The following is a 13,395-nucleotide window of genomic DNA, read 5'->3' on the forward strand; positions in this document are numbered from 1 at the left end:
CGCCCATGGACCTGACGACGATGGCCGGGCCGCTGGCCTCCTTCGCCCTGGTGGTGGGGCTGCTCACGCTGACGCCCGGGCTCGACACCGCGCTCATCCTGCGGACCGCGGCCCTCGGCCGGCGGCGGCAGGCGTGGGGTGTGGTGCTCGGCATCCAGACCGGCACCCTGGTCTGGGGCACCGCCTCCGCCGCCGGGCTGAGCGTGCTGCTCACCGCCTCCCGGCTCGCGTACGAGACGCTGCGCTGGGCCGGGGTCTGCTACCTGCTGTGGATGGGCGTCCAGTTGCTGCGCAGCCGCCACTCCGCGCAGGACGAGGACGCCGGGCCCGCCGACCGGGACGGCGGCTGGTGGGCGGGCTGGCGGCGCGGCACCGTCACCAACCTGCTCAACCCCAAGGTCGGCGTGTTCTACGTCGCCGTGCTGCCCCCGTTCATCCCCGCCGGGGCCCCGCACCTGGCCGCCGGCGTGCTGCTCACCTCCGTGCACGTCGTCGAGGGCCTGTTCTGGTCCGCCGTCCTGATCGGCTTCGCGCACACCCTGCGCGGCTGGCTGCGCCGCCCCGCCGCCCGCCGCCTGCTCGACCGGGTCACCGGCACCGCCGTCCTCGGCTTCGGCGCCAAGCTGGCCCTCGGCGACTGACGGACCGTCAGGGCGGAACGTCACGACTTGTCGACAGCGCCCGGGCCGACCCGCCCGTCCCGTTAGAGTGCCCGGGTGACCGAGCAGCAGCCGGAAGTCGTCGCGGGCCGCTACGAGTTGGCCGAAATGATCGGACAGGGCGGGATGGGCCGGGTCTGGCTGGCCCGGGACCGGCAGCTGTTCGGGCGCGAGGTCGCGGTCAAGGAGATCCTGTTCCCGCCCGGCCTGGAGGACGAGGAACGCGCCCGCCTGCTGGGCCGGTTCACCGCCGAGGCCCGCGCCGTCGCGCTGCTCAACCACCCCTCCGTGGTCACCGTCCACGACGTGGTCGAGCATCGCGGCTCGCCCGTCATCGTGATGGAGTTCCTGCGCGGCCGCTCGCTCGCCGCCCTGCTGCGCGCCGACGGCCCGCTGCCGCCCGCCCGGGTCGCCGGGATCGGCACCGCCCTGCTCGGCGCGCTCCGCGCCGCGCACGCCGCCGGGATCGTGCACCGCGACCTCAAGCCCGACAACGTGCTGCTGGCCGGGGACCGGGTCGTCCTCACCGACTTCGGGATCGCCCACCTCGCCGACGCCACCACCCGGCTCAGCCACAGCGGCGCCGTCGTCGGCACCCCGCACTACATGCCGCCCGAGCAGCTGGAGGGCAGGCACCCGGCCCCCGCCAACGACCTGTGGGCGCTCGGCGCCACCCTCTACCACGCGGTCGAGGGCCGCCCCCCGTTCGACGCCGACGGCCTGCACGCGCTCGCCCTCGCCGTCTTCACCCGCCCGCACCTCCCGCCGGTCCGGGCCGGTGCGCTCGCCCCCGTCCTGGACGCGCTGCTCGCCAAGGACCCCGGGCGGCGCGCCGACACCGACCGGGCCGCCGCCCTGCTGGCCGCCGCCACCGAGACCCTGACGGCACCGCCCCCGCCGCCCCCGCCGCCGACCGCCCCGCCGGCCCGCCCCCGCCGGACCGGGCTGCGGATCGCCGCCGTCGCCGTCGCGCTCGCCGTGCTGGGCGGCGGCCTGCTGGCCCGGCAGTTCATCGGGAGCGGCGGCACCGGCGGCAGCAACGGCAGCGGGCTGACCGCGGCACCGCCCCCCGACGGGAAGGCCGTCAAGGTGGTGATCGGCCTGGACGCCCCGCTGACCGGCTCGCTCGCCGCCACCGGCCAGGCCGTCAAGGACGCCGCCGACCTCGCCGTCAAGGACGCCAACCGCGGCAACACCGTCCCCGGCGTGCAGTTCGAGCTGCGCGCCCTGGACGACCACGGGCAGCCCGCCGACGGCCGGGCCAACGCCACCCGGCTGGTCGAGGAGGGCGCGGTGCTGGGCGTGGTCGGCCCGGTCAACTCCTCGGTGGCGCAGAGCATGCTGCCGCCGCTGGACGCCGCGCGGCTGGCCACCGTCTCACCGGTTGCCACCAACACCATGCTCACCCTCGGCCCGGACTGGGCGGCGGGCCGGGCCACCCGGCAGTACGGCTCGTTCTTCCGGGTCTGCGCCAACGACGCCGAGCAGGGTGCCACCGCCGCCGACCACCTGGTGCGGACGGCGAAGCGGCCCAAGGTGTTCCTGGTCGACGACGGCTCCGCGTACGGCAGCGGCATCGTCGCCCGGTTCGCCGCCGAACTCGACCGGGTCGGCGGGACCGCGGCCGGGGCCGAGCACATCCGCACCGGCGACACCGACTTCACCGCGCTGGTGGCGAAGGTCCGGGCCTCGGGCGCGCAGGCGGTGTTCTTCGGCGGCATGTACCCGGACGCCGGACCGCTCTCCCGGCAGCTCAAGCAGGGCGGCGTGGACGGCCCGCTGATGGGCGGCGACGGCCTCTACGCCCCCGAGTTCGCCAAGGCCGCCGCCCCCGGCGACCTGACGGTCTCCACCACCGTCCCCGGCAGCCGGATGCCCGGCGCCAAGCAGTTCCTGGCGGCCTTCGCCAAGGGCGGCTACACCAGCGACCCCGAGCAGTACGGGGCCTACGCCTACGACGCCACCGGCGCGATCGTCCGGGCCGTCGGCGCGGTCGCCGCCGCGCACGGCGGCACGCTGCCCGCGGACGCCCGGGCCGAGGTGGTCCGGGCCCTCGCCGAACTCCGCTTCGACGGTGTCACCGGGCCGGTCGCCTTCGACCAGTACGGCGACCTGGCCCAGCCCGTCCTGGGGGTGCTGGCCGTCCGGGACGCCGACTGGGCGCAGGAGAGCACCGTCCGGCTGACCCGCTGAGCCGCCGGCCGCCGCCCTGCGGTCAACTCGTCAACTTGTCGATACCGGCCCGCAGTTCCTCCGCGTTCATGCACGGCGTCAGCGTCACGTGGGCGCCCAGTTCCATCCAGAGCGGTTCGACGGCGGTGACCAGCGCGGACTCCTGGTCCAGGTCCACCACCAGGGTGAAGGCGCGGTGGCCGCCGGCCGGGTAGAAGTAGGCCGCCTCCGGCTTCAGGGCCGCCAGCATGGCGCCCATCCGCTCGGGCATCAGCCCCTCGGCGATCAGCCGGTTGGACTTCTCGGTGTCGAGCTCCGCCACGATCATCGTTCGCATCGCGTGCCTCCCGGGGGGTGCGGGCCTTCGGCGAACCGTCCCATTCTCCTCCGCCCCCGGGCCCCGGTCACGGCGGAACGGTCAGTCGCCCGGCCCCGCGAGCGCGACCAGCTCGACCTCGAACCCGTCCTCGTCCTCCAGGTAGCCGGCGTAGTGCCCGGGCCCGCCCGCGTAGGGGTGCCGGTCCGCGAACAGCAGCCGCCAGCCGTACGCGGGCGCCGCCGCCACCAGGGCGTCCACCGCGGCCGCGTCGCGCACGTGGAAGGCCAGGTGGTTGAGCCCCGGCCGACGGCGCTCGTGCCGGTCGGCGGCCAGCGCGGGCGAGCGCTCCACCACCAGGTAGGTCGCCCCCAGCACCCAGCTCCGCCCGGCGGGCCAGTCCTGGTGCACGGCGTACCCGAGCGACTCCAGCAACCACCCGAAGGACCGCACCGCGCGCTCCAGGTCGGGCACCCACAACTCGACGTGGTGCAGCGCCCCGTGGGCGGACGGCAAAGGTTGTTCGACCATCGGGCCACCCTAGTGCCGGTGGCCGAAAGCGTTTGACATGGCAGTCGCAGGGCGGGGCACGCGGGGCGCACCGGGCGCACGCGGAGGATCGGTCGTGCTTCCTGATGGGACGTCAATTTTCCTGTTCCGTACGCCGGATGGCCGTATTCCGCTTACGATTCGGCCAAAAGAGGTGTACGCAGGGCCGTCCGGGTGGTTCCGCGGCCCCGGTCCGGCGTGCCTTCCCGACCACGAGAGCAGGGCATGATTCAGACAGCAGAACAGCCTCGATCACCCGTGCCGCGCACGGGCCGGCGGCGGGCAGGCCGGGCCGCCGCCGTGGTGGCCGCACTGGCCGCCGCGACGGCGGTGGCCGCGCCGTCCGCCTCGCCCGCCGGCGCGGAGGGCTCGGTCACGGTGCGGGTGGTCCGCGCCGTCGACGAGAGCGGGACGTGGAGCCCCGCACTGGAACCCGGCATGGCCGGAGTGACGGTCACCCTCACCGGCGACGACGGCACGGTGCGCACCGCCGTCACCGCCGCCGACGGCACCGTCACCCTCGCCCCCGCCAAGGCCACCGCCAGCGGCAGGTACCGGGTGGAGGTGGTCAATCCGAAGCCGGGCGTGCTGTACCCCGCGTTCGCCGCCCGCGAGGGCCTGGCGGGCGCCCCGAACCGGCTGAGCAGCAACGAGGAGTTCGTCGACCTCTCGGCGGGCAAGCAGGCCACCCTGACCACCGGCCTGTGGAACCCGTCCGACTACTGCCAGGCCAACGCCCCGCTGGCCACCGCCTGCCAGCCCGCCGCCCTCGGCCCGGACACCCAGCGCACCCTGCTGACCTTCCCGTACCGCTCGCGCGGCGTGAACAAGGACGTCACGGACATCGGCGACACCGCCGACACCGGGAACGTCTTCGGCATCGCCTGGAACCGGGACGACAAGCGGCTGTTCAGCTCGGCCCAGGCCAAGCGGGACACCAAGTACGGCCCCGGCGGCCCCGGCGCGGTCTACGTCACCGACCCCGCCACCAAGGCCACCACGCTGTTCACCACCGTCCCGAACACCGGGACGACCGCGCACGGCGGCGGCGACGACGCGGCCTTCTACCCGGCCGTCGGCAAGGAGAGCCTCGGCGGGCTGAAGCTCACCGAGGACGGCCGCGACCTGTACGTGGTCAACCTGCACGACCGCAAGCTCTACCGGTACGACGCCACCGCGGCGACGGCGTCCGCGCCGAAGGCCGTCTACCCGATCCCGGCGGCCGACTGCCCGGCCGCCGGCGACTGGCGGCCCTACGGCCTCGGCATGCAGGACGGCGTCGGCTACCTCGGCGGCGTCTGCTCCGGCGAGTCCACCCAGCGGATCACCGACCTGCGGGCCGTGGTGCTGCCGTTCGACCCGGCCACCGGCGTCTTCGGCGCCGCCGTGCTGGACCAGCCGCTCGACCACCGCGGCACGCCCCCGGTGTCCTGCACCGGCGGCTACTACTGGTACCCGTGGACGGACACCCGGGTCCGGTCGGCCAACGGCCAGGACTGCGGCCTCTACCCGGAGCCCGAACTCGGCGAGGTCGGCTTCGAGACCGACGGCTCGATGCTGCTCGCCTTCCGCGACCGGTACGCCGACCAGGCCGCCGCCGCACCCGCCGAGGGCCAGCCGTTCCCGCCCGGCTTCGTGTACGTGCTCGCCTCCGCGGACCTCAACAAGGCCTGCAGGGCCGGCGACGCCTACGTGCTCGACGTCAACCTGGGCTGCGGCGCCACCACCCGGAACAAGGGCTTCTTCGACCTGCACCGCCCCTACCCCGGCGGCCACCCGTACCCGGCGTTCGCGGGCATGGCGCTGTCCAAGGCGGAGAACTCCATCGCCACCTCCGGCTACGACGTGTCCAACAACATCGTCACCGCCGGCACCATGTTCACCCTGCGCACCGGCGGCCCCGACCCCGGCTTCGGCCAGGAACTCTCCGACGGCCGCTCGCGCTTCGGCAAGGGCGCCGCCATGGCCGACCTGGAAGTCCTCTGCGACCGGGCGCCCCTGCAGATCGGCAACCGGGTCTGGTACGACCCGGAGCGCTCCGGCCTGCAACTGCCCCAGCAGAAACCCGTCCCCGGCGCGACCGTCGACCTGTACGACGCCGACGGCAAGAAGGTCGGCAGCACGAGGACCACCGCGCGCGGCGAGTACTACTTCGACGACAGCAACGTCACCGGCGGGCTGAGGCCCAGGACCGCGTACACCATCCGGCTCGACAACCCCGCCGACTACGCCAAGGGCGGCCCGCTGCACCACTGGGTCCCCACCGCGGCGAACGTCGGCGACAACCGGCTGACCGACTCCGACGGCACCGTCCCCAAGGGCGGCACCTACGTCGAGCGGGCCCTGACCACGGGCGCGGCCGGACAGGACGACCACAGCTTCGACTTCGGCTTCCAGCCCCAGCGCGGCGCACTGCGCCTCGCCAAGCAGGACCAGGACGGCAGGCCCCTGGCCGGAGCCGTGTTCCAGCTGTGGCGCGAGACCGACGGCACCGACGGCCTGCAGACCGCCGGCGACAAGCCCGACACCAAGGTCGGCGGCCCCTGCACCACCGGCACCGACGGCACCTGCGCCACCCAGGCCGACCAGGGCACCTACTACTGGGAGGAGGTCGCCCCGCCGCAGGGCTACGCCGCCCCGCGCGAGCCGGTCCTCGGACCGGTCGTGCTGGACGACGACCACCTGGACGCGGGCATCACCACCACCGCCGTCAACACCTTGATCCCGCCGACGCCCACCCCGACCCCGACGGTGGACACCCCGGCCCCGCCGCAGGCCCGGCCGGTCCCGTCCGGGCCGCTGGCCAGCACCGGAGCCGGCGGCAACCTGCCCCACCTGCTCGCCGCCGGCGGCCTGCTGGTCGCCCTCGGCACCGGACTGCTGATCGCCGTCCGCAGGCGCCGCACCGGCTGACGTACCGTCAGTGCACCACCGGGGCCCCGGGGCGAACCGCCCCGGGGCCCCGCCCGAGCCCCGCACCCCGGAGGACCCGACCCGCATGGCGACCCGCACCGGCCCGAACCGGGCCACCGAGAAGACCCGGCCCGCCCGGGAGCCCCGGCCCGCCGGGAAGAAGCGCCGCACCGCCGTGGTCGCCGCCCTCGCCGCGGCACTGCTCGCCGCCGGCGGGGTGACGGCCTGGCAGCTGACGGACCGTCAGGACGGGCCGCGGCCGCTCACCACCGAGGAGGCGTCCCGGCTCGCCCTGTCCCGGTTCACCCTCTACGGGGCCAGCCCCGTCCGGGTCGCGCTGACCGCGCAGGAGGGCGACGGCATGGTGGTCGAGGTGCACGGCGTGGTCGACTACCGCACCCGGCACGCCGCGGGCGGCTACCGGGTCAGCGGGCCCGCCGGGACGCTGGACGAGGGCCTGGTGGTCTGGGACACCGGCGGCCTCGGCCTGGCCAAGGCCCCCGCCGGGGTGGCCGGGCCCGCCTGGGAACAGGCCGACCACGTGCCCCGCAGCGGCTGGTCGTCCCGCGCCTACGGCACCGACCCGCTCGACTCCGGCCTGAACCTGCTGGTCCAGCTCGGCGCCGACCGCCCCGACAACCCGCTGCTGCTCGTCCAGTCCGGCCCGCGCCGGCTCGGCCGGGACACCATCGACGGCCGCGCCTACGACCGGATCTCCGGCCCCCGCCCGCGCGAGGCCGCCGACCGCGACACCGCCGACTCCCCGCTCACCTACTGGATCGACGCCGACGGCGGGCTGCGCCGCGTCACCATGCGGATCGCCGGCCTCGGCACGCCCACCACCCTCGACCTGCAGGGGCAGCAGGCGGGCGCGAAACTCCCCGAGGCCCCCTGGGCCACGGCCGGCTGACCGGGCCGCGACCGTGGCCGACGGGGCGTCAGACGGCGGCGGGCAGCGGGTACGCGTCCGGGTCGACCGGGCCGGGCAGGCCCACCGCCGGGACGGCCGGGACGTTCGGGTCCGGCAGCGAGGGCTGCGCGGGCGGCGCCGGCACGGCGTTGAACGCGGTGCCCGGCGGCGCCTGCACAGCGGCGGCCCGCCCCGCCGGGACCTTCGCCCCGCCCGCCGCCCCGCACGGGGCCAACTGCTCCAGCCCGGGCGGGCTCTGCACCGCCGGGGCGTTGTCGGTGAAGCAGTTGCTCGGATCGGCGGCCCCGCCGACCAGGTCCACGCCGTTCCCGGAGACCCGGTTCCCGGCCACCCGGTTGCCGCTCGCCGGGTGCCCCGGCGGGTCGGTCACCACCACGCCCGCCGCCCGGTTCCCGCGCACCAGGTTCCGCTCCACCCGGTTGCCCGTCCCGCCGCCGATCCCGATCCCGATCCCGAAGCCGCCGTCGGCCTGCTCCGGCGAGTCCGCCGCGTTGTTGTCCGCCACCACGTTGCCCGCGATCACCGCGGCGTGCTGCGGGGCCAGCGACTCCAGGTCGTTCGAGTTCACCGTCACCCCGACCCGGTTGCCGACCGCCCGGTTGCCCACCACCGTCAGGTTCTCCGAGGCGTTGGTGATCTCGATGCCCACCGCGTTGCGCTCCACCGTGTTGCCGCGCACCAGGGTGTCGCACGGCCGGCACTGCCCCACGTAGATCCCCGAGTCCGCCATCCCCGAGGCGTACGAGTCCTCGATCACCCCGCCCCGCGCGTCGAACGCGTAGATGCCGTACAGCGCGTTCCCGTACGAGGTCACCCGCGTCGCCCGGAAGCCCTCCACCGCCGGGAACCGGGTGGTGTCCAGCGGGTCGTACGCGGAGCCGCCCGCGCCGTGCCGCTGCAGCTTCTCGTCCGTGACGCCGGTGAACAGCACCCCGTTCGCCAGGTACCCGCGCACCGTCAGGTTCTCCACCACGGTGCCCGCGCCCGTCGCGGTGATCCCGTTGACCAGCTTCAGACCGCCGTCGAAGACCACCGCGTTGCGGTCCGTGCCGCGCAGCACCACCCGCGGCCTCGTGATCCGCACGCTCTCCCGGTACGTGCCCGGCGAGACCAGCACCAGGTCGCCCGGCACCGCCACGTCCACCGCCCGCTGCACCGACGGGAAGTCCGCCGGCACCCGCAGCACCGTCCCCGGCGGATGCCGGTCCGCCGAGGCGCCGCCAGGGCCGGCGGAACAGCCGGCCGCGGCCGCCGCCAGCAGCAGCACGCCCAGCAGCGGCGGGACCGCGCGGAGCTGACGGTCCATCAATGACACGAGACCACGGAGGAATTGCATGAAACGTGTTCTATCGTCTGCAATGGCGGGCATGCACACCGAACCCGGGAACCCGCAGGCCGCGCCCGACCCCGCCCGCCCCCGGCTCGACCGGCGGACCCTGTTCGCCGCCGGGGCCGCGCTCGCCGCCGGAGCGGGCGCCGCGACCGTGCTCGCCCGGGACACCCGCCCCGCCCCCGCCACCGCGGCCCCGCCGCCGCCCGCCGCCGTGCCCTTCCACGGGGCCCGGCAGTCCGCGCTGACGCACCCGCAACTCCCGGCGACCCGGCTGCTCGCCCTCGACCTCCCCGCCGACGCCGACCGCGGCGCCCTGCGGGTGCTGCTGGCCGGACTCTCCGACGTCCTCGCCAGGACCGCGGACGGCACGCTCGGCGACACCCGGCTCACCGGCACCCCGCCCGTCACCTCCCTGGTCGCCGTCGGCGCCGCCCTCGCCGGACGACTCGCGCTCCCCGCCCCCGACACCCTCGCCGAACTGCCCGCCTTCACCGGCGACCGGCTCGAACCGGCGCGCAGCGGCGGCGACCTCCTGGTCCAGGTCTGCGCCGAACAACCGTGGACCACCGGCATCCTGACGGAACACCTGGTGGCCGCCGCGCACACCGCCGGAGCCGCCGTCCGCTGGCACCAGGCCGGCTTCCTGCCGCCCGTCCCCGACGGGCAGACCCCGCGCAACCTGTTCGGCTTCAAGGACGGCACCGCCAACCCCGACCCCGCCGACCCCGCCCTCTGGCACCAGGACGGCACCCTGCTGGTCTACCGCCGCATCCGGATGGACACCGCCGCCTTCGCCGCCCTCCCCACCGACCGGCAGGAACTCGCCATGGGCCGCCGCGCCACGAGCGGCGCGCCCCTCACCGGCACCGCCGAACACGACGACCCCGACATCTACGCCAAACACCCCGACGGCTCCTACCTCATCCCCGCCACCGCCCACGTCCGCCTCACCAGCCCCCGCCTCGACGGCGGCACCCGCATGCTCCGCCGCGGCTACTCCTACGACGACACCCCCACCGACCGCGGCCTCCTCTTCTGCGCCTTCCTCCGCGACCCCGCCCTCTTCACCCGCGTCCAATCCCGCCTCGCCGACCACGACGCCCTCACCCCCTACCTCACCCACACCGCCTCCGCCGTCGCCTGGGTCCTCCCGGGCGCGAAGCCGGGCGAGCCCCTGGGGGCCGGGCTGTGAGGACGCCCTCCGGGCGGGGAGGGTTCAGCCGGGGGCGACGGGCTGTTCGAGGAGTTCGGCCGGGGGGCCGAAGCCGTGGCGGCGGTAGAGGGGGGTGCTGCGGTCGGAGGGCCAGACGACCAGGGTGTCCAGGGGGCGGGCGCGGGCGTAGCGGTTCAGTTCGTCGAGGAGGGCGCCGCCCAGGCCCCGGCCGCGCCGTTCCGGGGTGACGTAGAAGTTCGTCACGTACCCCAGCGTGTCGGCGGACGGGTACGGGCTCGGCACCTTCTCCACCAGTTGGAGGAACACGTGGCCGCAGACCCGCCCGTCCGCCTCCGCCAGCCAGACCCGCCACGGTCCGGCCAGCCGGGAGCGCAGCCACCCCTCGCACCCGGCGAGGAACTCCGCCGCCGGAACCGGCGGTTCGCCGTCCTCGTCCTCCCGCTTGAACCGCAGTCGCAGCGCGGCCAGCGCGGGCGCGTCGTCGACCCCGGCCCGGCGGATCACCACATCGCTCATGGCCCCACTCTCGCAGACCGCCCGACGCGGCCGACGCGGTGTCAGGCCGCGTGCGGGGAGCGGTCGGTGGGGGAGCGGTCGTGGTGGATGGGGCCCGGGGTGGTGGTGAGGGGGAGGCAGGAGCCGCCGCGGGTGTGGGAGACGAGTTCGGCGGCGATGGAGACGGCGGTCTCCTCGGGGGTGCGGGCGCCGAGGTCGAGGCCGATGGGGGAGTGCAGGCGGGCCAACTCGGCCTCGGTGAGGCCGGCTTCGCGGAGGCGGGCCTGGCGGTCGCGGTGGGTGCGGCGGGAGCCCATCGCGCCGACGTAGCCGACGGGGAGGCGCAGGGCGCGTTCCAGCAGGGGGAGGTCGAACTTGGCGTCGTGGGTGAGGACGCACAGGACGGTGCGGCCGTCGAGCCGGTCGAGCTGGGTGTCGAGGTAGCGGTGCGGCCAGTCGACCACGATCTCGTCGGCCTCGGGGAAGCGCCGCGCGGTGGCGAAGACGGGCCGGGCGTCGCAGACCGTGACGTGGTAGCCGAGGAACTTGCCGATCCGGACGACGGAGGACGCGAAGTCGATCGCCCCGAAGACGATCATCCGGGGGGCGGGCACCCAGGACTCGACGAAGACCGTGACGGTGCCCGCCGAGGAGGGGTCGCAGGGCCGCCCGTCCAGGCCGAGGACCAGGCGCCCGGTGCGTCCGGCGGTGAGCATCGCGCGGGCCTCGGCGGTCACCGCGCGTTCCAGCGGGAAGGAGGCGAGGGCGCCGTGCCGGGTGTCGGCGGTGACGGCGAGGGTGCCGCCGAGCAGGGCGGGCGGGCCGTCGACGATCCGGGCGACGGCGACGGGGGTGCCGGCGGCGGTCAGCGGGAGGGCGGCGTCCAGGCCGGGGGAGGCCCCGGGCAGCACCGGCTGGACGAAGACGTCGAGCAGGCCGCCGCAGGTCAGGCCGACGGCGAAGGCGTCCTCGTCGCTGTAGCCGAAGTGCTCCAGGGCGGGGCGGCCGGTGCGCAGCGCCTCCCGGCACAGCTCGTAGACGGCGCCCTCGACGCAGCCGCCGGAGACCGAGCCGACGGCCTCGCCGTCGGCGTCGACGGCGAGGGCGGCGCCGGGGTCGCGCGGGGCGGAGCCGGAGACGCCGACGACGGTGGCGACGGCGAACGGGCGTCCGGCGGCGTGCCAGTCGCGGAGTGGTGCGGCGATGTCGTGCACGAGCGTGCTCCTTGCGGTACCGGTCCAGTGTGCGACAGGAGGCGCCGCCCCACCGGTGGAGGGGACACCGGCGGGGCGGCCGGGGATCAGTGCACGCCCAGCCAGGACTTGACCGGGACGAGCGCGAAGTACACGACGAACACCGCCGTCAGCACCCACATCAGCGGGCCGGGTTCGCGCCACTTGCCGGCCCCGGCCTTGATGACGGTCCAGGAGACGACGCCGGCCGCGACGCCCGCGGTGATGCTGTAGGTGAACGGCATCAGCACGCAGGTCAGGAAGGCGGGGACCGCGGTCTCGCGGTCGGCCCAGTCGATGTGCCGGGCCTGGCTCATCATCATCGCGCCGATCACCACCAGCGCCGCCGAGGCGACCTGCACCGGCACCACGGCGGCGACCGGCGAGAAGAACAGCATCAGCGCGAACACGCCGCCGGTGACGGTGGAGGCCAGGCCGGTCCGGGCGCCGTCGCCGACGCCGGTCGCCGACTCGACGAACACGGTCTGCCCGGACGCCCCGGCCAGGCCACCGATCGCGCCGCCCGCGCCGTCGACGAACAGCGCCTTCGACAGGCCGGGCATCCGGCCCCTGTCGTCGGCGAGCCCGGCCTCGGTGCCGACCCCGATGACGGTGGCCATCGCGTCGAAGAACCCGGCGAGGACGAGGGTGAAGACGGCGACCGAGGCGCTGATCGCGCCCAGCCCGTGCGGGCCGAACGCGCCGAACAGGTCGACGTGCCCGAACAGGCCGAAGTCGGGGGCGGAGACCGGCGAGCCGGGCCAGGCGGGCGCGGAGCCGCCCCAGTCCGCCGCGGTCAGCCCGGCCGCCTTGTCCACGACCAGCGCGACGACGGTGCCGGCCGCGATGCCGATCAGGATCGCGCCCCGGACGTTCCGGGCCAGCAGCACGAACACGGTCAGCAGGGTGAGCGCGAAGATCAGCACCGGCCAGCCCCGCAGCTCGCCGAACGGGCCGAGCGAGAGCGGGGTGGGGCCGCCGGTGTGCACGAACCCGGCCTTGTAGAAGCCGATGATCGCGACGAACAGGCCGATCCCGATGGTGATGGCGTGCTTCAGCGCCACCGGGATGCCGTTCATGATCTTCTCGCGCAGGCCGGAGACCACCAGCAGCACGATCAGCAGGCCGTAGAGCACGCACAGGCCCATCGCCTGCGCCCAGGTGGTGTGCGGCACCACCAGCGCGGAGATCGCCCCGGAGACCGAGAGCCCGGCGGCGACGGCCAGCGGCACGTTGCCGACCACGCCCATCAGGATCGTGGTGACGGCGGCGGCCAGCGCGGTCGCGGTGGTCAGCTGGGCGTGGTCGAGCTTGGCGCCGGTGACGTCGGCGCCGCTCAGGACGATCGGGTTGAGCAGGACGATGTAGGCCATCGCCATGAAGGTGGTCAGGCCGCCGCGGATCTCGTTGCCGAGGGTGGAGCCCCGGGCGGAGATCTTGAAGTAGGCGTCCAGGGCGCCGCGCGCCGCCGGTGCGGGCGGCGTGGGGGCCGCTTCGGTGGGGCCGGGCTCCGTGGAGGTCCGGTTCATGTCCACTCCCAAGGTTCATAGGGGGTTGGGGTGGGCGAGCCGACCTGAGCGCCCGTCAGGGGGGTACGCAGGGGGACTGGTTCGACTCACGG

11 protein-coding genes are annotated in these 13,395 nt (G+C 75.4%); 5 read left to right on the top strand and 6 right to left on the bottom strand.

Annotation, left to right across the window (positions count from 1 at the left end; all coding sequences use genetic code 11):
- Positions 1 to 5 precede the first annotated feature (5 nt).
- On the top strand, positions 6 to 641 hold the full coding sequence (locus ACIQBJ_RS07660) for a LysE family translocator (protein WP_400705207.1): 636 nt from the start codon (positions 6 to 8) through the stop codon (positions 639 to 641).
- Between the two features lie 75 nt (positions 642 to 716).
- Complete coding sequence (locus ACIQBJ_RS07665) at positions 717 to 2,852, top strand: bifunctional serine/threonine-protein kinase/ABC transporter substrate-binding protein (RefSeq protein ID WP_400705210.1); 2,136 nt, start codon at positions 717 to 719, stop codon at positions 2,850 to 2,852.
- Positions 2,853 to 2,874: 22 nt separating this feature from the next.
- Here ACIQBJ_RS07665 and ACIQBJ_RS07670 read toward each other — a convergent pair whose 3' ends face one another.
- Both ACIQBJ_RS07670 and ACIQBJ_RS07675 read right to left on the bottom strand, forming a co-directional pair.
- Positions 2,875 to 3,168 (bottom strand): hypothetical protein, encoded by a 294-nt coding sequence (locus ACIQBJ_RS07670; protein WP_400705213.1) that lies wholly within the window; start codon positions 3,166 to 3,168, stop codon positions 2,875 to 2,877.
- An 81-nt stretch (positions 3,169 to 3,249) separates the two neighbouring features.
- Positions 3,250 to 3,678 carry a VOC family protein gene (locus ACIQBJ_RS07675; RefSeq protein WP_400705216.1) on the bottom strand — a complete coding sequence of 143 codons (429 nt, stop codon included), beginning with the start codon at positions 3,676 to 3,678 and terminating at the stop codon, positions 3,250 to 3,252.
- Between the two features lie 276 nt (positions 3,679 to 3,954).
- Between ACIQBJ_RS07675 and ACIQBJ_RS07680 the strand changes: the two genes are divergently transcribed.
- Positions 3,955 to 6,609, top strand: a complete 2,655-nt coding sequence (locus tag ACIQBJ_RS07680; protein WP_400705219.1) for an SdrD B-like domain-containing protein — start codon at positions 3,955 to 3,957, stop codon at positions 6,607 to 6,609.
- Between the two features lie 85 nt (positions 6,610 to 6,694).
- Positions 6,695 to 7,519, top strand: a complete 825-nt coding sequence (locus ACIQBJ_RS07685) for a hypothetical protein (RefSeq protein WP_400705222.1) — start codon at positions 6,695 to 6,697, stop codon at positions 7,517 to 7,519.
- 28 nt (positions 7,520 to 7,547) lie between these two features.
- Here ACIQBJ_RS07685 and ACIQBJ_RS07690 read toward each other — a convergent pair whose 3' ends face one another.
- The gene (locus ACIQBJ_RS07690; RefSeq protein WP_400705225.1) at positions 7,548 to 8,846 is read right to left on the bottom strand and encodes a right-handed parallel beta-helix repeat-containing protein; all 1,299 of its coding nucleotides are present in this window, start codon (positions 8,844 to 8,846) and stop codon (positions 7,548 to 7,550) included.
- Between the two features lie 61 nt (positions 8,847 to 8,907).
- Here ACIQBJ_RS07690 and ACIQBJ_RS07695 point away from each other — a divergent pair, with 61 nt between their 5' ends.
- Entirely contained in the window at positions 8,908 to 10,065 is a 1,158-nt protein-coding gene (locus ACIQBJ_RS07695) for a Dyp-type peroxidase (protein ID WP_400705228.1), read from the top strand.
- A 24-nt stretch (positions 10,066 to 10,089) separates the two neighbouring features.
- Here the strand turns inward: ACIQBJ_RS07695 and ACIQBJ_RS07700 are convergent, their stop codons facing one another.
- From ACIQBJ_RS07700 to ACIQBJ_RS07710, 3 genes are all read right to left on the bottom strand, one after another.
- A complete protein-coding gene (locus tag ACIQBJ_RS07700) occupies positions 10,090 to 10,563 on the bottom strand; it encodes a GNAT family N-acetyltransferase (RefSeq protein ID WP_400705231.1) in 474 nt (157 codons plus the stop codon).
- A gap of 41 nt (positions 10,564 to 10,604) precedes the next feature.
- Positions 10,605 to 11,756 (bottom strand): XdhC family protein, encoded by a 1,152-nt coding sequence (locus tag ACIQBJ_RS07705; protein ID WP_400705234.1) that lies wholly within the window; start codon positions 11,754 to 11,756, stop codon positions 10,605 to 10,607.
- A gap of 86 nt (positions 11,757 to 11,842) precedes the next feature.
- Positions 11,843 to 13,303 (bottom strand): NCS2 family permease, encoded by a 1,461-nt coding sequence (locus ACIQBJ_RS07710; protein ID WP_400705237.1) that lies wholly within the window; start codon positions 13,301 to 13,303, stop codon positions 11,843 to 11,845.
- Positions 13,304 to 13,395 lie beyond the last annotated feature (92 nt).

Source organism: Kitasatospora sp. NPDC088391 (assembly GCF_044753345.1).
Lineage (GTDB): Bacteria > Actinomycetota > Actinomycetes > Streptomycetales > Streptomycetaceae > Kitasatospora.

What these genes read in the sequence shown, in the direction of transcription:
- ACIQBJ_RS07660 (WP_400705207.1), top strand. Translation starts at nt 6, where the DNA reads ATGGACCTGACGACGATGGCCGGGCCGCTGGCCTCCTTCGCCCTGGTG.
- ACIQBJ_RS07670 (WP_400705213.1), bottom strand. Translation starts at nt 3,168, where the DNA reads ATGCGAACGATGATCGTGGCGGAGCTCGACACCGAGAAGTCCAACCGG.
- ACIQBJ_RS07675 (WP_400705216.1), bottom strand. Translation starts at nt 3,678, where the DNA reads ATGGTCGAACAACCTTTGCCGTCCGCCCACGGGGCGCTGCACCACGTC.
- ACIQBJ_RS07685 (WP_400705222.1), top strand. Translation starts at nt 6,695, where the DNA reads ATGGCGACCCGCACCGGCCCGAACCGGGCCACCGAGAAGACCCGGCCC.
- ACIQBJ_RS07690 (WP_400705225.1), bottom strand. Translation starts at nt 8,846, where the DNA reads ATGGACCGTCAGCTCCGCGCGGTCCCGCCGCTGCTGGGCGTGCTGCTG.
- ACIQBJ_RS07695 (WP_400705228.1), top strand. Translation starts at nt 8,908, where the DNA reads ATGCACACCGAACCCGGGAACCCGCAGGCCGCGCCCGACCCCGCCCGC.
- ACIQBJ_RS07700 (WP_400705231.1), bottom strand. Translation starts at nt 10,563, where the DNA reads ATGAGCGATGTGGTGATCCGCCGGGCCGGGGTCGACGACGCGCCCGCG.
- ACIQBJ_RS07710 (WP_400705237.1), bottom strand. Translation starts at nt 13,303, where the DNA reads ATGAACCGGACCTCCACGGAGCCCGGCCCCACCGAAGCGGCCCCCACG.